A 22,647-nucleotide genomic window follows, 5' to 3' on the forward strand; every position below is an offset into this window, starting at 1 on the left:
CTTAGTTGTGAGATTATAATAATTGATATGGTACTGAAAATCAGCACCATATCAAAAATGAAATTTTAAGAATTAGCTAGTATTTGAATGAATTATTCCCATTTGCGGGGGCCAATCCGATAGTGAAAGATGATTTTTAGCTATCGCAAAAAATCTTTAAACTTATATAAATAAGCAATGTTTCGCTTTAGCGAAACGAGTGATGAAAAGCTTAATCAAAGATTTTTTGTAGTATAACGGAAAAAAATCTACATTAACTATTAATTCTTCATTCTTAACTATTAATTAAAAATATTGCTTCGCATTATTCTTAAACTGCGAAAGCTAAGTTAATAACAAAAAACCACTCCTCATGTAAATTTCATATATATCACACGAGAAATGGTATCCTTAATCAAATAAGTATTAAAACTTGAACGTTCATATGTAGTGATGGAATATATACGGAATTTTAAGCACACTTAAATGCCTTAAAATCCTTTATTCCTCAAATTCCTCCGGGAATTCAGCGTTGTGGTACACGTCCTGAACGTCATCGTCTTCTTCAAGTTTATCTACAAGTCTTTGAACCTTTCCTGCAGTTTCCATATCAACGGCTACAGTATTATCTGGTATCATTGTAATATCTGCAGACAGGAATTCAAAACCCTGTTCCTCTAATTTTTCCCTTACTGTACCAAAGTCTTCTACAGCAGTAATTACCTCAAAGACTTCTTCTTCAGCAGTAAAATCTTCAGCACCTGCATCCAATACCTGCATCATTATTTCGTCTTCATCCATGTCTTCTTTTCTCTCTATTACTATCTGGCCTTTAGCCTGGAACATCCATCCTACACAGCCGTTAGCACCTAAATTACCACCATGTCTTGAAAATGCTGCCCTTACATTGCTAGCACTTCTATTTTTATTATCAGTTAAAGCTTTTACTATCATAGCAACTCCACTTGGTCCATAACCTTCATAGGATATTTCCTCGTAGTTTACTCCTGTAAGCTCTCCTGAACCCTTTTTAATTGCTCTCTGTACTGTATCCTGAGGCATATTATTTGCCTTAGCTTTTGCTATAACATCTCTTAATTTTGAATTGGAATCCGGATTTGATCCGCCTTCTTTAGCAGCAATTGCCAGTTCCTTACCTATTTTAGTAAATATCTTACCTCTTTTTGCATCTGCTTTACCTTTTTTTGCTTGTATATTATGCCATTTTGAATGTCCTGACATACAAATTTCCCCCTAACTTACGGTTATAATTATTTATATTAATTATGCAAATTGTATTATATCATATAAAAGCTGTTAAACACAAATGTACCCTACTTGCAATTAGCCATTTAGGAGTCCAATGTTACTTCGCTATTTGTTCTTTAATAAGCCTTGAATCCATCTTAAAATAAAACTCCTCATCTCCAACTATCACTTCACATTTTCCATTTGTCAGTTCTATAATCTCATTTATTAATTTATCTACATCTTCCGAAATGTAGTTTATCGACACACAAATCTTCTCCGTATATTCTATATTTTCTATGTGAATCGACTTTTGTTCAAACATGTATTGTAATTTTCCCAAAGTATCATACTCTATAAATATATCCAACTGACATCCTTTTACTTTCTCCACTATTCCAGATTCATCAATTGAGAGAGCAGCAGACTTTGTGTAAGCCTTTACTAATCCTCCTTTACCTAGAAGGGTTCCTCCAAAATATCTAGTAACTACTATTACCACATCTGTTATTCCCTTTTTCTTTATGACATCTAGTACTGGTATTCCTGCAGTTCCCTGAGGTTCTCCATCATCACTGTATCTTTGTATATTCATTTTTTCTCCAATTACATAAGCATATACATTATGTGTTGCTTTAATATTTTTTTCCTTTACTTTACTTATAAATTTTTTAGCCTCGTTTTCAGTATAAACTCTTTTTATACTTCCTATAAATATAGACTTTTTCTCCTCAAATTGACAACTAGCTTCATCCTTTACTGTAAAGTAACTCACAGATAACCCACCTTTCAAAATATCCCTCTAAACTATTTTAATATATACTACAAATTACATAATTATAAGTTCACTTAATATTTGAATTCCACTTTCTATATTCTTTTCATCCACATGTGAAAAACCAATTTTAAAGTACTTTTTACCTTCTGAAGGTACTTTATAAAACAATGTACCTGGTGTAATTAGAACTCTTCTATTTTTTGATTTTCTAAAAAGCTCTATAGAATCTATAACTATGTTCTGGTTTATTTTTAAATAAAAATGCAGTCCTCCACCTGGTTCTACAAACTCTACCTGATTTTTTAAATATTTATCTATACATTTTTTCATATATACATATCTTTTTTTATAGACTACATTTAAATCATTTATATAATTTCGCCACAAACCTTTTCTTATATATAAATCCAGAGCCCTTTGCATAAGACTGGATGTAGATATATCTGTATTTATTTTTGAATTTTGAATACTTTCTTTAAATTTCTTAGGAGGTATCAAATATCCAATTCGTATTCCTGGCAAAAATATTTTTGAAAAGCTTTTTATATAAACAACCCTGTCACTACTATCTAAGCTTTTAAAACTATTATATTTTATGTTATCATCATAAATTAACTCTGAGAGATAATCATCTTCTATTATATAAAAATCATATATATCGGCTAATCTAAGTATTTGCCTTTTCTTTTCATTGCTATAGCTTATCCCAGTAGGATTTTGAAAATAACTCATTGTATAAAAACATTTCACTTTGTTTTTTTTAAGTATTTTTTCAAGGTTGTCTATATTAATTCCATCTTTTTCAATAGGAGTTTCGATTATTTCAGTTCTCCTCCATTTAAATACAGATAGTGCCCCACTGTATGTTGGTTTTTCGACTATTACAGTATCATTTGTATTTAAAATAGCCTTTGAAACTACATCTATACCTTGCTGCGCTCCTGAAACTATAAGTATATCATCCTTATCTATATTTCCATTCCAGAACACATCACTTATACTATTTCTGAGTCCATCATATCCGAGGGATTCTTGACATATCAAAGCCGATGAGCCATCCCTATCCAGAACCTCATTTAAAACACCTTTAAAGAAACTTATTTGAAAAAATTCACCACTTGGAGTTTCTCCGGTAAAATCTATATAATTTTCTACTTCATTGCTAGATATCTTTTTCAGAACCTTTGAGTATTCTCTACTAAAGTTCTTATTTATATCCCTCTTTTTAGCATAAGTTCCACTGCCAATTTTTTGAGCAGCATAGCCTTCAGCTTGAAGTCTTTTATAGGCATTTACCACAGTGATTTTATTTACATTTAAAAATTCTGCCATTTCTCTTATAGAAGGTAGTTTCTCCCCGTCTTCAATTTTATTTGTATCTATCAACTTTTTTATATGTTTTTCTATTAATAGATATTTAACAGTTTCTTCTCTATTTAGATTCACAAAATATTTATTAGAAATAAAATTCACTTCCCTGCTATAATTTACAATAGATAATTGACAGTTGTCAATTGTTAATTGTCAACTGTCAATTATCACAAAACATTCCTAGTGCTAAATTCTATTTTATAACAATAACTGCATTATGTTAATACAAATTTAATTTATCCAATTAAATAAAATATACATTTTCCTTAAATAATACAGTTCCATCCTTTAACTTATAGTTTCTCGTTTCTTTTTTTAGTATATTCCTTTCCCATAACTTATTTAATATTTCTTCCATATTTATGTTGTAATGATAAAATAACTCATCATTTTTTATATCTTCTGAACTTAAAAAACAATCCTTTTCTCTCATATAATTTAATAATAACTTAGTCGTATTTCTTATATCTCTATTTACATTTTCTGTTAAATAGTCTATAGTGCTATTTATAGAATCAACTATATTTTCATTTTTAAAAAATAATTTGTCTACACATTTTTTAAAGTTGTCATTTAAATTCATAGAAATAGTCATAGAATCTTTACTTATCATATGTCCTGAAGAATTTACATATAATTTAGAAAACTCTTCAACAGAACGTACTGCAGCAATATATGCAGTATATACATTGTCATTTTGAAGATATTTTTTACATATGCCCATACTTTTAAATAACTCTCCAATATAATACATATTCCATCTTTCTCTATCTAAATCTGAATAATATCTTCCAGTATCATATTTTGAAGTTATTTCCTTATCCTTTGAAAATACCAGTCTGGATGAAGATATTATTCTAGATATAAATCCACCCTTTAAATTTTTTTCAGGCATCTGCAGGAAGTTACTCTTGCTTACAAGTTTAACATGAATTTGAATTCCCTTTTCCTCAGTGTATATGTTTTTAATACTGCCCCTTTTATTATCAAACACTACAAGTAAGTCGATATCAGATTCATCCCACAAATCGCCAGTGACCATACTTCCAAAAACCATAACTGCAAGGACAAAATCATTTGCTTTAAGTCTATCAATGGTACTGTTAAAAGCCTTTTGATATTGTAATATAGTTTTTTCCAATTTAGTGTCCCCCTTTTGAACTTTATCAACTTGAATTTCTATATATTATATAATATATTTTTATAAAAATACAATGGTAAAATTATTTTTTTGCTATTTTACCAAAAAAGAGCATCTAATATTTTCATACTAATACTCTCTTTTTAAATGTGCAATTATTTTTCGTTAATTATAAACTTCTTAAATTTATTGTATGTTTTTTCATCTACAAGTGCATTTACATAGGTACCATCTTCCCTATAATCTTCGTTCTTTACCTTACAATGTTTGTGAATAAATGACACTGCAGACTGTTCTGTATAAGGAATTAAATATTCTGCTTTTTTTATGCTGTTAGGAAGCATTTCCAATATCTTTTTCAAAAGCTCATTTAAATTCATACCATATTTAGCTGATATAAATATTGCATTTGAATTTTTATATTTATCTTTTATACTGCTCAATTTAGTATCTTCCAATTTGTCAATTTTGTTTAGCACGATAAGTACAGGTTTATCATTTACTTCTAGTTCGCTCAGTACTTCATTTACTGCATCTATCTGTTCTTCTGCATAATCGGATGATGCATCTACTACATGTAATAATAAATCAGCATATTGTACTTCTTCTAAAGTAGATTTAAATGCTTCTACCAAATCATGAGGAAGTTTTTTTATAAAACCTACGGTATCTGTCACTGCAATTGTTCTGCCATCTTCCAATTCCACAGCCCTAGTAGTAGTGTCCAAAGTAGCAAATAACATATCTGCTTCAAATACCTTTTCCTTATTTACATTTTCTCTAGTGACAGCTACTTCACACAATTTATTTCTTAAAGTAGATTTACCTGAATTAGTATACCCCACCAGTGATACCTTGTTTATCTCATCTCTCTTCTTTCTTTGAGTTTTTCTAACCTGCTTTATTTTTTTCAGTTCTTTACTAATTTCATATATCTTTTCTCTTATATGCCTTCTATCAGTTTCTAACTTCTTTTCACCAGGTCCTCTAGTACCTATTCCTCCTCCAGTCCTTGAAAGAACTATACCGAGTCCTGAAAGCCTAGCTAACCTGTATTTTAGCTGTGCAAGTTCCACCTGTAACTTAGATTCCTTACTCCTTGCCCTTGAAGCAAATATATGAAGTATGAGAGTAGTTCTATCTATTACTTTTATTCCTAGGTTTTCTTCTAAGTTTCTAACTTGAGAGCCAGATAATTCATCATCAAAAATTACTATATTTGCACCACTGAGCTGTGCAATTAATGCTATCTCACTTACTTTTCCCTTTCCTACGTAAAAAGCAGTATCTATAGTATCTCTTTTTTGAAGTATTTTTTCTAATGCAGTGACATTACAAGCTTTTGCCAATTCTTTTAATTCATCCAAGCTATCTTCAGTATCTGTGCCTACAAGTAATGCTCTCTCTCCTTCTTGTTGCAGTACATATTCATCATTCATCGACTTTTCTATTTCATTTACTTTTTGTACTATATTAAAGTTAACTGCGTCCTCTAAAGTAAGCTTTTCTGAAATTTCACTTATAACTTCTCCATCTTTTACCTTACAAAATCCTATGGTAATACCTGTAATGCCATCCTCGTCAACCCCTATAGCTGCTATGCAATCCAATCTTAATTTTACTAAGGCTGAAATATCAATTTCGGAAAGTCTCGAATCTCCATTAGGATGGGTATGTACTATCCTAATACCACAGAGTTTATTTTGGTTTCCCTCAATTTCAGTAATACTTACAGTACTACTATCTCCAACAGATATGCTTACAATTGTTCCTCTTTTATCAATTGCTAGGCTTAATTCTCTATTTAAATAAGTAGTAATTCTAGAAAGCATTTCTACAATCTCCCTGCTGCATATGCTTTCTTTTGAAACTCTTATATCATAAATCTTTTCCAATTCATCTAATATCGAATTTTTTATTCCTTCTGTATTTCCATATATCAAAATATCATCTCCATATCTATCAATTCACAATTCACAGTTTGCAATGCACAATTTCAGTAGATTTTCTGTGACAACAGAAAATCGTTCTTAATTATGTATTATGAATTGTACATCGTGCATTACAAATTGATTACTTCATATTATTTTTATATTGAATCAAAATTTCGTATACACAAAAATTGAGTTTATAGCTATCGTATAATTCTATACTAAATAAAAAACATTGTAAACACATTACTCCAAGTCATTGAAAATTTACAGAAATCTTGCTAATATTGATAATATAATTTTATATTATGGCAATCATTAATTTAATATACACCATGGAGGAATATTATGGAAAATAAATCAAAAAACATATTGATAACTCAAGAGCGAATTGGAAAGAGAATAGAAGAAGTAGGTAAAATAATAACCACTAAATATAAAGATAAAAATTTATATGTATTATCACTTTTAAGAGGAAGTTTCATATTTACAGCAGATTTAGTAAGACAAATAAAACTTCCCGTAAAAATAGGATTTATGACAACTTCAAGTTATGGAAATTCTGAAACATCATCTGGTAAAATAAAAATTGTAAATGATATATTAGACGACATGAAAGGGTATGATGTTTTAATTGTAGATGACATAACAGACACAGGTATTACTATGGACTTTGCTATAGACCATGTAAAATCTCTAGGTGCTTCCAGTGTAAAATGCTGCGTTCTTCTAGACAAGCCTGATAGAAGAAAAATTTCATTGACCCCAGATTTTTGTTGTTTCGAAATTCCCGATGTATTTGTTGCAGGTTATGGATTAAATTATGGAGATTATTATCGGAATGTACCTTACATATTTAACTGGGAATAATTTTGTTTAAAAAATGGCAAAGCTCTTTTTAACATTGAGCTTTGCCATTTTTTAATTACCGGATTTTAACTTAACTCCAGTTTTATCAAGGCCTAAATCTATGGCCGTTTCTGGTACTTTTCCCACTATAATTGTTTCTGATATAGGTACTTCATTTTTTACCTGTATATCTTCACTTCCAAAGGGAATCATCACCCTCATGTTTGTCTTTACCTGTACACTTATTTTATGTCTAGATTGATTTATACCTGCACTTTCAAAGCTTGACAAATATTTAGTCTCTATGTAACCTATAGGCTGCATCCTAATTGTAATGCTAGGTCCAAAAAACGCTAGCAAATTGTTTTTCATTATATATCCCATGGGAATCTTCAAGCCAACTTTTCCTACATTTCTTAGCTTGTTTTGGGATTCCAATGCCACATCACAAGCTATTTTATTCATTTTTAGTGTATCTGCTCTAACCATAACTATATTATCTTCCTTATCTTTTTCCACCTGTATAATGTCTTTATAAGTAAATTGTTTTGAATACTCCTGCATTATAACTGAATTTATAGTTTGTGTAACTACAGCTCTGATTTCTACATTTGAAGCTGCAATTATAGCAGGGGTTATCCTTGAATTTACAAAATAAAGACACATTACTGTGGATAAAGTTATAACAGATATTATTAATACAATTTTCATTTTCTTAATGGGAACTTTAAATTTTTTTATCTCTTCCACATCCTTATGATTTGATACATAATATATATATGACAATAACCTCGTGTATTTACCTAAAGATTTAATTTATGTTATAATAATTTAAAAAATGTACACTTCAAAATAAGGAGGAAATTTATGGTCAAAAAGCGTAAAAAGGCTCGAAAAAAGGTTTTTAAACATGGAGCTGCAATTTTATGTGGATTATTAGCATTGGTATTTGCTGCAGCATTGGGTTTAACTGCAGCTGTTATAAAAAATTCTCCTCCACTAGACATAAGCCAAATATCGAATTTAAACGAACCTTCCGTTCTATATGATGATAAAAATAATTCAATGGACGTACTAGTTACCCCACAGCAAAGGACGGTAATACCTTTTAGCAGTATGCCCCAAAATTTAAAAAATGCTTTCGTAAGTATAGAAGATGAACGATTTTATAAACATAAAGGCATAGACTTAAAAAGACTCATAGGTGTAGTATTTATAGATATTAAAAGCAAATTTAGTGGAAATACTGGAATTCAAGGTGCATCTACCATAACCCAACAATTGGTTAGAAATATATATTTATCTTCTCAAATATCTTATAAGAGAAAAATGCAAGAAATATATCTTTCCTTAAAACTTGAAAAGAAATTGAGTAAAACTCAAATACTTGAGGCTTACATGAACACAATTTATTTAGGAGGAAGAGCATTAGGTGTTGAAGCCGCTGCCAAACAGTACTTTGGCAAATCAGCAAAAGATTTAAACTTAATTGAGTGTGCTTTTATTGCAGGTATGCCTCAAAGTCCTTCTGTATATTATCCTTATTCTCCTACAGCTAAAAAAAATCCATCTATATATTTAAATAGAACTACTACTGTAGTAAAAAAAATGTATGAGAATGGATATATATCAAAGGATCAGTACACAACTGCTGTAAATGACATTGCAAATGGTAAACTGGATATAATGTCTCAACCTACTGTAAATAATGGATATAACAATGAATGGTTTACTGTACCTGTTATAAATGCAGTAAAAAAAGATCTAAAATCTAAATACAAATATACAGATGAGCAGATTGAGAATTTACTTATGTATGGTGGTTTAAAAATACATACTACTATGAATAAAGACTTGCAGGAAAAAACTGAAAATACCTTAAATAACGACAGTATTTTTAATTCTTCATCTGCAGATAAAAATGGAATAATTCAACCTCAGGCTTCTGCTGTAGTCATGAATTATCATACAGGTGAGGTAAAAGCGTTAATTGGTGGAAGGGGAAGCCAGCCTGCCAGATCTTTTAACAGAGCTGCATCTGAAAAATATTTAAGGCCTTCAGGTTCCAGCATAAAGCCTTTAACTGTATACAGCCCTGCTGTAGATTCAAAGCAATTTACTGCAGCTTCTACAGTAGATTCTTCTCCATTATCACCTGAACTTGCAAACAAATATGCTTCTAATGGAGAACCTTATGACCCTAAAAATGATGAATCTACTGATTTCGGAACTGTAACTTTAAGAACTGCCTTAACTAAATCCTTAAATACAGTAGCAGTCAAAGTAGAAGATAGAATGGGTTTAAAAACCGGAGCTGATTATGCAGAAAAATTTGGTATAACTTTAGACGAGCATGATAGATCCAGTATAGCAGCACTTTCTCTTGGAGAGCTCCATCACGGTACAAATACACTTTTGATGTCTGCTGCTTATGGAACTTTTGGAAATTCTGGAAAATACACTACTCCAAAACTTTATACTACAGTAGTAAATAGAAATGGTACAGTTTTACTTGATAATAAAACCCAAACTAAAAAAGCACTTTCTCCACAAAGTGCATATGTGCTATATCAGATGTTAAAAGGCCCTGTAAGTGCAGAAGGAACTGGTAGCAATGCTAACTTAGGAGGCATGCCTGTAAGTGGTAAAACAGGTACTTCTGAAGATAGAAAAGATCTGTGGTTTGTAGGACTAACTCCTTATTATTCCGCTGCAGTGTGGATTGGTAATGATGATGATTCTGTATTAGATGGCTCCTTAAGCAGTAACTCTGCAGCCCAGCTTTGGGCTAACATAATGTCTCCTTTCCATCAAGGTTTAGAGGCAAAAGATATTGAAATTCCAGATGGAGTTGTAACTTCTTCTATATGTTCCAAATCAGGAAAACTTCCTGTTTCAGATTGTCATACAGATCCTACAGGTAATAAAGTTTATACTGAATATTTTATAGATGGAACAGTTCCCTCAGATTATTGTAATGTATCTCATTCATGGAATGCACTTGATAACTTACCTGGGAGCAAAAGTAAAAAAAATAGCGCTACTAATAAAAATAACTGGAATTCTGATAGTAATACAAATGATAATCCTAATAATACTAATACAAACAATGATGCAAATACTGATACAAACACTAAAGATAAAAAAGACACTACCAACGATGAAAACTCAAAGGATGTTAACAATTTACCTACTAAAGTTCCTAGTACAGGAAATTAACTTTATATTAATTTAATTTAAAGGGGATGTTGCAAGGCAATTTTTTAAATTGCTTTGAACATCCCCTTTTATCTGATGTTAACCTGTTAAAATTTCTCTCATAGTTTTTAACACTTTTTTTTCAATTCTAGAAACCTGTACTTGATTTATACCTAACATCTTTGCTACCTGTACCTGAGTTTTATCTTTAAAATATCTCAGCATTATAATTTGTCTCGACTTCACATCTAAATTATTCAAAGCTTCCTTAAGTGCAATTTTATCCACCATCTCTACATCTTCCTTTGGATTTTCACTTATCTTATCTATCAAAAGCACTGGTGAACCATCATCTTGATGTATAGTATCATACAGATACTGCAAACTGCTAGCAGACTCTGTGGCAAAAATCAGTTCTTCTACTTCTACTCCAGAATACTCTGCTAATTCTTGTATTGTAGGTTCTCTATTTAATTTTTTAGTAAGTGCTTCTCTGTCATAGTGGAGTTTTTTTGCAGTATTTTTTACACTTCGACTTACTTTTATCATTCCGTCATCCCTTAAGAAGCGCTTTATCTCCCCTAATATCATTGGTACAGCATATGTAGAAAATTTTACATTGTATTCTTCATTGAAATTATTTACTGCTTTCATAAGTCCCATGCAACCTATTTGAAATATATCTTCATACTCGTATCCCCTGTTTAAAAATTTTTTACTTATAGCCGCCACCAATGGTAAATTCAATTCTACCAATTTATTTAGGGCATCCTTATCTCCCTTTTTTGCATATTTAATCAATTCCAAATTATCATTATAACTATATTTTAATTTTTTTGCTGTTTCCTCACTCATATTATTCACCTAACTTAATGAATTAAAAACTTTTTTCATAGTTAATCTTGTCCCTTTGTTTTTTTCAGATTCTACTTTAAGGGAATCCATAAAGGTTTCCATTACAGTAAATCCCATGCCTGATCTCTCAAGATCAGGTCTTGAAGTATAAAGGGGTTGTCTAGCGAGTTCTATATTTTCTATACCTACACCTTGGTCCTCTACTATCAATATAAGTTCTTTTTCTTTAATAAAGGCTTGAATTTTAACTACACCTTCTTTATTTTCATAACCATGAATAATAGAGTTTGTAACTGCCTCTGAAACTGCAGTTTTTACATCTGCCAATTCCTCCACTGTAGGATCAAGTTGTGATACAAAAGCTGCTACTGAGACCCTGGCAAAGCTTTCATTTTGTGATTTACTAATAAACTCTATTTTCATACTGTTATCGTACATAATTTATCCCCCCATTAAATATTCTGAACTGCTTCCGCAACGTTGTCATAAAGTCCTATAATTTTAAACATACCTGAGATTTCAAATACTCTTTTTACTGAATTGATTGCACCTACAATACATACGCTACCATCTGCAGAATTTAGTTTTTTATACCTTCCTATTACCACCCCTATTCCAGAGCTATCCATAAAACTTACTCCTGAGAAATCCATTATCAGCTTGTTTAAACCCTCTCTATCCAATCTATCATCTATTTTATTTCTCACTTCTTCTGCACTATGATGATCTAGTTCTCCTCTCATATAAACTATAAGTTTATTGTCCTTTACATTAAATTCCAAATTCATATATTATCTAAAGCTCTACTAAAGCTATACTAAATAAGATACCTGCCATATATAGCCTCAGCGTTAAAATCTCAATTTTAACTTTAATTTACCATATAACAATAAAGGCATATTGTTATATGACTGAAATTCATACTAAGAATTTTAGTCATATGCATAATAATGCATAGTCCGAGCCAGACACTTTTACCCCCCTTCTTTCATTTTTAATCTAGAGTTACAATAAACCAAAAATATGTAAATATAGTTGTAATTTTTAATTAGTAACCCTCCATAAAGTCAAAACCTGTACTTTAATACTATTCTCCGTTTGGAATAATTTTCCTTCTTTTTTTATTAGTAATTTTATTATTTATTTTTACCACCTATTATATTTTTAAACACATATTGATAATTTTTTTAGTAAAATTTAAAAAGATAATTGCCAAATATGAACTCAGCAATTATCTTTTATTTTTTCTACAATCTGAATTTCCTTATCTGTCAGCCCAAAAAAATCATACAACCTTTTTTCTACATTATTTTCTTCTCGAAAACCAATAGAAGGAATACACAATTTCATCAGATTATTAGGATAATACTCATATAGATTTTCTCCTAATTTTTTCCCGAAAGTTTTAAAGTAAAATTCATACAAAGAACTATTTAATATATTTAAAAGCATTTCATAGGTAAAAGGTACATTTTTTTTTAATACTAAAGAATATATATCTGCACTAAAATAGCTTCCCTTATCAAGAGCAAATCTATTATCACACGATTTGTATGGGAATACAATTTTCTTTTCTTCGAAAATTTCCGGTTTTCTCCCCCATTGAAGCTCATACCACTTTCTCGTTCCTTTTTTACATTCTCTTCTTTCCATAAGCTTTTTTTTGTACTGCTCTATATACTTTATAGCATTAGGACATTCTATCTCATTTTCTATTAAATTTGAGTATATAATAAATTTTTCACCTTTAATTACTTCGTTTTTTCGTATATGGCTGCTTTTCACCCAGGGTTTTATTAACCTTAATTCAATTTTTCTACTATTTATTGTGTCTCTATCAACTATAAAAGCCCTATCACATCCCGTTATTATACCCTGATAACTATGGCATATATCCTTTAAAATAAATTCACTTTTTGCTTCTATTTTATCCATTATATTTTTCTCAACTTCATTAACAAATACCCATCCATCACTATTTATAGACTTTTGAGGAATAGAAAATTTTTTGTATTTTTCAGATTTATCTAAAAGCAAAGAATCAAGGAATTTATTTTTTTCATCTTTTCCACTTTTATTGGGTCTTATGATTTCTATATTATTGTCCCAATTTTTTGTTCTTACTAAAAATATTATCATTGGATCTATACCTACTCTTTTAAAAGGTCTTATACCATAAAAATCTATAATTTTATAAATAGAGGTATTTTCAATTAAAAACTTTCTAAGTTCTTTTCCGCTGCAAGATTCGCAAAAATATCTGGAGGTAACAAAAAGTAATTTTCCTCCCTCTTTTAAGCACTTTAATGATTTTTGAAAAAAACAGTAAGATATGTCTCCTTTATCTCTATATATACTTCCATATATTTTCCTTAAAATATATGAATAACTGGAATCTACAGATTTATGTCCTATATATGGGGGATTTCCTATAAACACATCAAATTTTCTATCTATATTTTCCACTAGAAAATCCTTTACTTGAAAATTTTTTTCACTAAACTGATTGCTAATCAAAAATAAGTCTATTTTTAAAACTTTTATTGCAGTTTCATCTACATCAAATCCAAATAGATTGTTATGTACTATATGGTAACTTATATCTTTTAGTTTCAAATTTAAATTATTTTTACTATTTATAACTTCAATATTTTTAATGAATATTTGATTTAAGTATAGAAAGCACTTACAAATTAAATTTCCAGATCCACAGGAAGGATCTACTACTTTTATAAATGGATTTTCAATTACATCATTGACATTTATCAAGTTTTTAACCATAAATGCTGCCATTTCCGGAGGAGTATACACTACTCCGTTTTTTCCATTCATAATTTTCTGTTTATAGTATTCTTCTGAAAAGCTAATTTCTTTCTTCATATTAAGTCTTTGCCTATAAGTTTCTATAAAATGAATATTCTCTTCTACATCTGTATTTTTTTTAATAAAATTATAAATTTCTTCAATATCTTCAATAAAATTATTCATATTCCTATCTCCGTGCTGAATATATGCATTACAGGGAAACATCGCTATACAACGTTTCCCTGCTATAATTTTCTTACAATCTCTATTAATCTCAAGTATAAATTATTAAATTAAGTATACCATAAAATATATCTTATAAGGTAGGTGATTATATTTGAACAAAAAATTTATGTCTATATTTCTCCTATGTACAATTTTTCTATGTCCTTATAGTGTTAAAGGCTACCAGGTAGGAAAAACTACTTTAACAAATGCAAAAAACATAACTACTCTAGATGATAATAATGCTTCTTCTAGGTTAAAAAATCTAAATACTCAAAACTTAGATAGAAGAGAAAAAAATTGGTTTTTCAAACCTAATAATTCTGGTATGCCTTCAGAGGAACCTGCAGATATACTAAAACTCCTAAACAAATACTCTGGATATTATTTAGGAGATACCTCAAAGAAAATACTTTATCTTACTTTTGACGAAGGTTATGAAAACGGATATACTTCTAAGATCTTAGATATATTAAAATCCAACAACGTTAAGGCCGCTTTCTTTGCTACTACCCCTTATATAAAAGATAATGCGGAACTTGTAAAAAGAATGGTAAATGAAGGTCACCTAGTGTGCAATCATTCAGAAAAACATCCTTCAATGGCAGATGCTGCAAAAGATCCTATAAGATTTGAAAGAGAATTTACAGTGACAGAAAATACTTATAAAGAAATTACAGGTAAAGAAATGCCTAAATTCTTTAGACCCCCTATGGGGAAATACAGTGAGTTATCCTTATTTTATACCAAGCAATTAGGATATAAAACCATATTTTGGAGTTTTGCCTACAATGATTGGAATAGACAAAAACAGCCCTCACCTGTGGAAGCAAAAAAAATGATAAATCGCAGGACTCATAATGGCGCCATTATTTTACTTCATGCAGTATCAAAGACAAACTCTGAAATACTGGATTCACTTATAAAAGACTGGAAAAATGAAGGGTATGTTTTAGAAAGTTTGGATAAATTACCTTAAAAATATCTTTTCCAAAACATTATACTTTATAATGTTCTGTAAATTAGGTATAATTAACTTGTATATAACTGTATGTTATACCTAATTTGCGTTATTTTGAACTAGGTAAATATATTTATGTTTGGGGAGATATTATGAAAATTACACAGGAATCAGATTATGGATTTAGAGTTGTACTTTACTTGTCAAATTTAGGATACGGTAAAAAAATTGAAGCCAAAACCATAGCTAAAGATCAAAATGTACCTCTAAGATTTCTTCTTAAACTTTTAAGGAAACTGACTCAGGCAGGTATAGTAAAATCTTTCAGAGGAGTTAATGGAGGCTATGCTTTAAATCGTATGCCTGAAGATATTACTTTAAGACATATTATTGAGGCCATAGACGGGCCTATTTACTTAAACAGATGCCTATACGATACAGAGCATTGCAATGCCCATAAAAAAGGACATTGTGGTGTGCACAATGCTCTTTCAAAGGTACAGGGCACTCTAATTAAGGAACTAGAGAGTATTAATTTCAAAGATATAATGGAAGATAAAATTTAAAATTTTAAGGCCATTGATAACTAAATATCACACAGCCTTAAATATAACTTTTCATAATTTAACATTTACTTTTTATTATATTCTGCAACCTTCAATAAAAACTTGGGTATAGAAGAAAGTCTCTTTATTCTATAAGGTTCCTTGCAAACTCTGTACAACCATTCAAGTCCTAGTTCTATCATCCATTTTGGAGCCCTTTTAGTTTTTCCCGCCAAAACATCAAAACTTCCTCCTACACCCATATACACCCTACACGGAAGTATGTCCATATTCCTTGCTATAAATATATCCTGTTTGGGAGCACCCATAGCTACAAAAAGTGCATAAGCATTGCTTTTCTTTATATCACACACTATATCTTCGCAATTTTCTAGATCAAAATATCCATTATGACTTCCGGCTATGTTAATCTTAGGATATTTCCGTTTTAGATTTTCTTTACATCCTTCAAGTATTTCCTGCTTAGCACCTAAAAGATATATAGGTTTATTTTCCATACTACATTTTTTTATTACTTCTTCCATTATTTCTATACCTGCTATTTTTTCTTTTATAGGCACTTTCACCATTTTAGAAGCCAAAAGTGTTCCAACTCCATCTGGAATTATTACACTTCTACTTGCCGTAAAACTAGTCAATAATAAATTATCCTTAAGTCCATTATAGAGTACTTCTGGATTACCAGAAACTATGTTTACTTTAGAAAACTTCTCTATATACTCCATGAGCTCCATCTTACTTCCATTAAATACATTATATTTTAACAATCTTGTAAACATATTAAAATGCACCTTCACTTTTAAATACAGATGAGACTGTCCTTAGTAAGATTTTTATATCCATCCACAGCGAAAACTTTTTTATATACATCAAATCATAATATACGGTCTTTCCAAGTTCTATTTCTCCTCTTCCGCTTACTTGTGCCAATCCCGTTATTCCTGGTGTTACAAGTAATCTTTGTTTATACGAATCAGGATAAAATTTAACTACATCTGGTATTTCAGGTCTTGGTCCAACCAAGCTCATATTTCCAATAAATACATTAAAAAGTTGTGGAATTTCGTCCAAACTTGTTTTTCTTAAAAAAGCTCCTGATTTAGTCACTCTATTATCATTTTTACTTTGAAATACAAAATTTTCTAAGTCACCGGGATCAATGTCTAATTCTCTCTTTTTTTCCGCATTTACTACCATAGTTCTAAATTTATATATGGTAAAATTCTTTCCATTCTTACCCACTCTAACCTGTTTGAAAATAGCAGGGCCCTTCGAATCCAATTTAATCCATATAGCCAATATTACAAATACTACGCTAAGTATAATTATTCCTAGAAGAGATAATATAAAATCAGCTATTCTCTTGAGAAATAATTGAAAGGATTTACTTTTTATATCTTTATCCACATCTATTTTTATATCTTCTGTCTGCATAATTTTATGATCTGTAAATTTAAACCTACAAATCAGTTACTTCACCTGCCTTATTATATTTTTACTTATTATATCATATTGCATATACTTTATCCGTCTATCTCTTTATAAAAGTTTTTTTATCTCGTTGAGTGCTATGGATCCTATCAATGTAACTGCAAAAGCTTTTACACCAAAGCTTAAATTATCCACATGCACATATCTTCCTATATAATATTGAGTATACAAATATAGTATACCTGCCTGGGATAAATAAATATCATAAGAAGTATTTGATATATACCTTATAATTTTCATAAACAATCCTTTCTTCCATTCAAAACTGAATATAAAAATCACAAAAAATGTAGAATAAAAAATTACTGAGGGGCGCTGAAAAGTCGTAATGTAGTCTATACTTTTACCGTACTGATTTCCCGTTATAAAACTATACAGCAGTGTAAAAATTGAAAGTAAAAACATAACACACACTATAGGTCCAATTTTCTTTAATTTCTGGGATATATTATCTAGATTTTTTCCCATATATCCTCCTAATGAGAAATAAAAGATCCAGTAAAATAAATTTTTTTTATTCCAAAACCACTGATCTGGAGTCACTACTTTAAAGTAATAGGTATATATAATGAAAAATGATGTCATTAAAAAACTAAGTAATAGCCACCACTTTTTTTCCATGAATTTGTATATGAAAGGAAATATTATGTAAAGCTCAATAATTAAAGGTACAAAATAAAAGTGATAAAATACATTTCCATATACTATGTTGTTTAAATCAGTATGTATGTTAAAATCCTTAGTTATAATGATTATATATAGTAAGCACCACACTATATACTGTGGTACTACTTTTAAAAATCTTCTAATTATAAATTTAAAGTAGCCGCATCCTTCTTTATAACTTATAGTGAGTCCCATTCCAGAAATAATTATAAATGCAGGAACGGAAAACCTTGAAAACTGATTCAATATAAAGTTAGCATTGTAAGTGATAGAATAAGGTGTGCTCCTATACAGTATAGTTGCAGAAACATGTAATACTATTACTGCAACTATAGCAAGTGCTCTTATTACATCCATCTCCAAAACACGTCTTTTTGTAATGTCTGCCACCTTCCTTGTACAAAATATTTAATACCTACCTTGTAATTTTATTTTTAAGCCCATTTATTAGGTTCCTATACTCTTCTAATCCAGTAAAATACAAACATATAAAGTAGACTACACTGCCAAATACAAAAGATATGAAAATTGAAATCATACTTTGCTGCATAATAGATGAAATCTTATTCATACAGAAATTATTTATAACATATATAACTATTCCCATAATAGCAGAAGAACAAACTATTTTAACAAAACTTAAAACAAGTTTTCTAATATTCATTCCTTCCAATTTTTTATTCAAGTTCCACATCATAAGCAAAGTAGTAATGACTGCAGAGATAGTTGTAGCTAAAGCAAGCCCTGAAACCTTCATATATTTTATTATAATTATATTTATAATTATATTTATAATTATGCCCACAAAACTGTTTGACATAGGGGTTTTTGCATCTTTAACAGAATAAAATGCTTTGTTTAAAATATCCCTTACTCCATAGGCAATCATTGCAGGGCAGTAAAATAATAAGGCACTGGAAGTTAAATTTGCAGCTTGTGCTGTAAATGCCCCTCTCCTAAAAATTAAGTTTATAAGTGGATCTCTTAAAACTCCTATAGCCACTGATGCAGGTATCATTATTATCATTATGGTATTTATAGCACTTATAAGGGATTTCTTATACTTTACAACATCCTTTTTAACTGCTAGTTCAGATAAAGTAGGATATACAATCATAGCTATGCCTATGGCAAAAACTTCATAAGCCAAGGTACTTACTTTATTTGAATAGTCCAGGACTGTAACTGCTCCAAAATATATATTATTTGCAAAACACCTATTTACAAACAAATTTAATTGAACTACTGAGGTACTTATAACTATAGGTATCATTAGCTTAAACATCTGATGTACATCACTATTTTTAAAGTCCAATATAAATTTATATCTATACTTAAGTTTCCTATACCTTGGCAAATTTATTACAAATTGAGCGAAAAATCCTATTACTGTAGCTACTGCAAATCCCTTTATACCATACCTGGAAGTTAAGAACACTAAATACACTATATAAACTAAGTTAGATACAAATGCCATAGCAGCAGGTTCATAAAACCTTTTATGGGACTGAAGCACTCCTGTAACCACACTCCCTAAAGTTACAAATATAAGTGATAAAAACATTATCCTTATTATTTCAACAGACTGAGCAAATATTACACTGTTGGAGGTAAAACCATGTCCAAAAACATATATTATCTGCTTTGAAAATATTATGAGTACAGCTGTGAGAACTATTGTAAAAAGGGAAGCTATGTTTATTACATTGTTTACAAATTTATTTCTCTCACTTATAGTGCTATTTTCGATATGTTCCGAATTAAGTGGTATAAAAGTAGTAGTAAGTCCATAACTTATAGTAGTTAAAAGGTATACCATACCCAATGCAAAATTATATATATCCGTAACATAGGTAGCTCCAAATTTTGCAGCTATAAGGGAATCCCTTACAAGTGCCAAAACTTTTCCGCCAATTATAAAAAGCATTACTATAATGGAACTTTTTATTAATTTCTTTTCTGCCATATTTTTCACTCCAACTATTTTTCTGAAAGTATTTTAGTATAAGCATTGTAATATTTTGTGCAAAAGCTATCTATGGAAAATTTCTCAACTACAGCATCATATAATTTTTCTCCTTTTAGGTATATCTCATTTCTTTCCTCATAAATTTCTCTCATTTTTTTGTATATATCTTCTACAGAATTAGGATTTATTAATGAAATTAAATTATCACCTAAAACTTTCCCTATGTCTCCTACATCTGGCGCTATGAAATATTTTTTCACTGCTGCACTTTCAAGCAAAGTCATAGGAGGTGCTCCACCTTCACTAAAGGAGGTTAAAATTCCTACTTCACCTGCATTTGCAAAATCCAATGCATTGGGCTTATATCCTGTAAATATTACTCTATTCTCTAAATGAAGCTGTGCTACTTTTTGTCTCAGAGTCTCTTCCATAGGCCCATCTCCAACTATTATAAGCTTAGCGTCTTTAACTTGCTTTTTCAGCATATTAAATGCCTCTATAAGGGATAACTGATTTTTTATAGGATGACATCTTGCTACATTTACATATACAAAATCATTTTCTAATATATTGTATCTTGCTCGTATACTTTCTCTACTTTCCTTTATAACTCTATTATTAAAATCCATTCCGCTATTTACTACAAATTTCTCTCCTATAAATTTTTGCTTATCCAACAGTCTTTTTATATAATCCGATACACATATATATTGTTTAAAGCTGCCTAACCCTAGTGCACTAAGTGGAGTGAAAAACAGGTATTTAATCCTATTATTTAAAAAATCTCTCCTATAATCACTATGTACTGTGGCTACTGTAGGAACACCTATTTTATTTTTTAAAAAATAGTGGATAAAAAATGCTTTTGCTCCATGAAAGTTTACAAGATCAATATGATTTTCTCTTACATAATCTATTAAGTATCTATCATAGGTAGCAGCTCTTTTAAACTTTACTGTATCTATATTCATACTTTTACTTTTATCATAAAGGCCTCCACCGCCTATTGTACCTATAATTGAATGAAATTTATCCTTTGAATAAAAACTCAAATTCAACACATAATTTCCACCGCCGCCTATATCATTTCCTGATATAACCTGTAGCACCTTCATATCTTTCACCTCCACTTTAAAATAGTTAAGAGTTAAAAATTAAGAGTTAAGAGTTATGGTTGATTTTCTTCCGCTAAAACTACAGAAAATCTAAATCTAAAACATAGCGCTATTGAAGCAATGCTTCAATAAGCTCTATATTTTAGATTTTCGCAGCATAGTGGAGAAAAATCCCCATTCATTATTCACTCTTAATTATTAATTATTAACTCAAAAACATGCCTTCGTTTTTCTTATCCCTGTACATCATTCCTTGAGATACTGCTAAGAGTATCCAGAAGTAAGTTGTAGTCTTTGGTACGAAGAATAAGTTGTCAACTAAATTCATAACGTAAAAAGCTACCATAGAAGCTAAAAATCCTATATAGAAATGCTTATAAAATTTACTTTTTGTTGTATCTACAAAAGATTTAACTTTTATTAATGAAGATAAAAGTACTGCAACAAAAGATACTCCTCCTATAATTCCAAGCTCTGTCTCCATTTTCAAATAGGAATTATGGCAAGGCCACTCACTGTAACCATAAAATTTATACTGAGGATATATATTCGTATATTTGTCATACAAGCTAACGTAGTTCCCATTTCCAACCCCAAACAAAGGATGATCTTTTATCATCTTTTGTGCAATTTTCCAAAGGTATATTCTAGATTGATTTTGAACTGGATCATTTATAGCCATTATTCGTTCCCTTATTTCTGGTATAAATAAAGATGCCCCTGCAATTACACAAAGAGGTAGTACAAACTTAAGACTACACATAATCACTAATATAACCATTCCTATTGCCACTCCAACAATAGCATTTCTAGAACCTGTAAATGTTAGATTCAAAAACATCAAAGCTGCCAGCAAGGAATAAAACAACTTTCTTGCCTTTTTCTTTTCATATATAGCTAGCATAATCATTGGAAATATGGCTAATATCAAGAAAGCTGCCAAATTATTAGGATTATCCATAGTAGCAGTTATCTTAAACTTTGTATATCCATAATTTTTAAATTTATCACTAAGTCCAAACCCTGTAAAATTTTGATATATGCCATAGATACATATTATGACATTGGTGCATATATAAGAACCTAAAATTCCATTTAAAAGTTCTTTTCTATTCCACTCATATTTGATCATAAAAAACAATATAATATAGGATATAAATCTAAAGCTTTCACTAAGTGCAAGTTTCTTATCTGCCGCATAACTTACTGAAACTAACATCATAAGTGCCAGTATGCTCATAAAAACAGTAAGATAATTAGTGATAAAATCTCTTATTCCAGAAAAAAACCTACTTCTGCACTCTTTTGATGTAAGAAGTTTTACAAAGTATCCAATCAAAATAAATGCTAGTATACAATCTGCAGGAGGAATATTTATTCTTCCTAGTGCCATCTTATTCGGCAAAAGCGGAAGCAGTACTATATAAGCACAGATCAATAAGTACAAAAATCTATCTAAAAACAAAACTTCACCTCCATATGAAATGCTGCCGTAGAAT

At 30.0% G+C, this 22,647-nt stretch carries 20 protein-coding genes; 4 read left to right on the forward strand and 16 right to left on the reverse strand.

The window, feature by feature from the left end; translation table 11 throughout:
• Positions 1–480: 480 nt before the first annotated feature.
• The 5 genes from CLRAG_RS06895 to hflX all read right to left on the reverse strand — a co-directional run bounded on the left by CLRAG_RS06895 (position 481) and on the right by hflX (position 6,460).
• Complete coding sequence (locus CLRAG_RS06895; RefSeq protein ID WP_065077738.1) at positions 481–1,221, reverse strand: YebC/PmpR family DNA-binding transcriptional regulator; 741 nt, start codon at positions 1,219–1,221, stop codon at positions 481–483.
• Positions 1,222–1,345: 124 nt separating this feature from the next.
• The gene (locus tag CLRAG_RS06900; RefSeq protein ID WP_065077739.1) at positions 1,346–2,002 is read right to left on the reverse strand and encodes a YigZ family protein; all 657 of its coding nucleotides are present in this window, start codon (positions 2,000–2,002) and stop codon (positions 1,346–1,348) included.
• 54 nt (positions 2,003–2,056) lie between these two features.
• Positions 2,057–3,478, reverse strand: a complete 1,422-nt coding sequence (pdxR, locus tag CLRAG_RS06905) for a MocR-like pyridoxine biosynthesis transcription factor PdxR (protein WP_065077740.1) — start codon at positions 3,476–3,478, stop codon at positions 2,057–2,059.
• A gap of 142 nt (positions 3,479–3,620) precedes the next feature.
• The gene (locus CLRAG_RS06910) at positions 3,621–4,517 is read right to left on the reverse strand and encodes a nucleotidyltransferase domain-containing protein (RefSeq protein WP_065077741.1); all 897 of its coding nucleotides are present in this window, start codon (positions 4,515–4,517) and stop codon (positions 3,621–3,623) included.
• A 155-nt stretch (positions 4,518–4,672) separates the two neighbouring features.
• A complete protein-coding gene (hflX, locus tag CLRAG_RS06915; RefSeq protein ID WP_065077742.1) occupies positions 4,673–6,460 on the reverse strand; it encodes a GTPase HflX in 1,788 nt (595 codons plus the stop codon).
• A gap of 336 nt (positions 6,461–6,796) precedes the next feature.
• On the opposite strand from hflX, the gene hpt reads away from it, so the two are divergent.
• A complete protein-coding gene (gene hpt / locus CLRAG_RS06920) occupies positions 6,797–7,318 on the forward strand; it encodes a hypoxanthine phosphoribosyltransferase (RefSeq protein WP_065077743.1) in 522 nt (173 codons plus the stop codon).
• Between the two features lie 51 nt (positions 7,319–7,369).
• On the opposite strand, the gene yunB is transcribed toward hpt, so the two are convergent.
• Positions 7,370–8,083 carry a sporulation protein YunB gene (yunB, locus tag CLRAG_RS06925; RefSeq protein ID WP_242872103.1) on the reverse strand — a complete coding sequence of 238 codons (714 nt, stop codon included), beginning with the start codon at positions 8,081–8,083 and terminating at the stop codon, positions 7,370–7,372.
• A gap of 81 nt (positions 8,084–8,164) precedes the next feature.
• Here yunB and CLRAG_RS06930 point away from each other — a divergent pair, with 81 nt between their 5' ends.
• Complete coding sequence (locus tag CLRAG_RS06930) at positions 8,165–10,516, forward strand: transglycosylase domain-containing protein (protein WP_065077744.1); 2,352 nt, start codon at positions 8,165–8,167, stop codon at positions 10,514–10,516.
• Between the two features lie 78 nt (positions 10,517–10,594).
• On the opposite strand, the gene sigF is transcribed toward CLRAG_RS06930, so the two are convergent.
• The 4 genes from sigF to CLRAG_RS06950 form a co-directional block, all read right to left on the reverse strand.
• Positions 10,595–11,350 carry an RNA polymerase sporulation sigma factor SigF gene (sigF, locus tag CLRAG_RS06935; RefSeq protein WP_065077745.1) on the reverse strand — a complete coding sequence of 252 codons (756 nt, stop codon included), beginning with the start codon at positions 11,348–11,350 and terminating at the stop codon, positions 10,595–10,597.
• A gap of 9 nt (positions 11,351–11,359) precedes the next feature.
• Positions 11,360–11,788 (reverse strand): anti-sigma F factor, encoded by a 429-nt coding sequence (spoIIAB, locus tag CLRAG_RS06940; RefSeq protein ID WP_065077746.1) that lies wholly within the window; start codon positions 11,786–11,788, stop codon positions 11,360–11,362.
• Positions 11,789–11,802: 14 nt separating this feature from the next.
• Complete coding sequence (gene spoIIAA / locus CLRAG_RS06945) at positions 11,803–12,138, reverse strand: anti-sigma F factor antagonist (RefSeq protein WP_065077747.1); 336 nt, start codon at positions 12,136–12,138, stop codon at positions 11,803–11,805.
• A 436-nt stretch (positions 12,139–12,574) separates the two neighbouring features.
• A complete protein-coding gene (locus CLRAG_RS06950) occupies positions 12,575–14,338 on the reverse strand; it encodes an Eco57I restriction-modification methylase domain-containing protein (protein ID WP_065077748.1) in 1,764 nt (587 codons plus the stop codon).
• 154 nt (positions 14,339–14,492) lie between these two features.
• Here CLRAG_RS06950 and pdaA point away from each other — a divergent pair, with 154 nt between their 5' ends.
• Both pdaA and CLRAG_RS06960 read left to right on the forward strand, forming a co-directional pair.
• A complete protein-coding gene (pdaA, locus tag CLRAG_RS06955) occupies positions 14,493–15,359 on the forward strand; it encodes a delta-lactam-biosynthetic de-N-acetylase (protein ID WP_065077749.1) in 867 nt (288 codons plus the stop codon).
• Between the two features lie 134 nt (positions 15,360–15,493).
• The gene (locus tag CLRAG_RS06960; protein ID WP_065077750.1) at positions 15,494–15,907 is read left to right on the forward strand and encodes an RrF2 family transcriptional regulator; all 414 of its coding nucleotides are present in this window, start codon (positions 15,494–15,496) and stop codon (positions 15,905–15,907) included.
• Between the two features lie 65 nt (positions 15,908–15,972).
• Here the strand turns inward: CLRAG_RS06960 and CLRAG_RS06965 are convergent, their stop codons facing one another.
• From CLRAG_RS06965 to CLRAG_RS06990, 6 genes are all read right to left on the reverse strand, one after another.
• The gene (locus CLRAG_RS06965; RefSeq protein WP_065077751.1) at positions 15,973–16,686 is read right to left on the reverse strand and encodes a WecB/TagA/CpsF family glycosyltransferase; all 714 of its coding nucleotides are present in this window, start codon (positions 16,684–16,686) and stop codon (positions 15,973–15,975) included.
• A 1-nt stretch (position 16,687) separates the two neighbouring features.
• Positions 16,688–17,341 (reverse strand): sugar transferase, encoded by a 654-nt coding sequence (locus CLRAG_RS06970; RefSeq protein WP_065077752.1) that lies wholly within the window; start codon positions 17,339–17,341, stop codon positions 16,688–16,690.
• Positions 17,342–17,446: 105 nt separating this feature from the next.
• Positions 17,447–18,454 (reverse strand): acyltransferase, encoded by a 1,008-nt coding sequence (locus CLRAG_RS06975; protein WP_242872104.1) that lies wholly within the window; start codon positions 18,452–18,454, stop codon positions 17,447–17,449.
• Positions 18,455–18,479: 25 nt separating this feature from the next.
• Positions 18,480–20,030 carry a murein biosynthesis integral membrane protein MurJ gene (gene murJ, locus CLRAG_RS06980; protein WP_065077753.1) on the reverse strand — a complete coding sequence of 517 codons (1,551 nt, stop codon included), beginning with the start codon at positions 20,028–20,030 and terminating at the stop codon, positions 18,480–18,482.
• A gap of 14 nt (positions 20,031–20,044) precedes the next feature.
• Positions 20,045–21,148, reverse strand: a complete 1,104-nt coding sequence (locus CLRAG_RS06985) for a glycosyltransferase (protein WP_065077754.1) — start codon at positions 21,146–21,148, stop codon at positions 20,045–20,047.
• Positions 21,149–21,353: 205 nt separating this feature from the next.
• Positions 21,354–22,613 carry an O-antigen ligase family protein gene (locus tag CLRAG_RS06990; protein ID WP_065077755.1) on the reverse strand — a complete coding sequence of 420 codons (1,260 nt, stop codon included), beginning with the start codon at positions 22,611–22,613 and terminating at the stop codon, positions 21,354–21,356.
• Between the last annotated feature and the right edge of the window lie 34 nt (positions 22,614–22,647).

Origin of the sequence: Clostridium ragsdalei P11 (assembly GCF_001675165.1) — a bacterium.
In the GTDB taxonomy this organism is placed as follows: Bacteria; Bacillota; Clostridia; order Clostridiales; family Clostridiaceae; genus Clostridium_B; species Clostridium_B ragsdalei.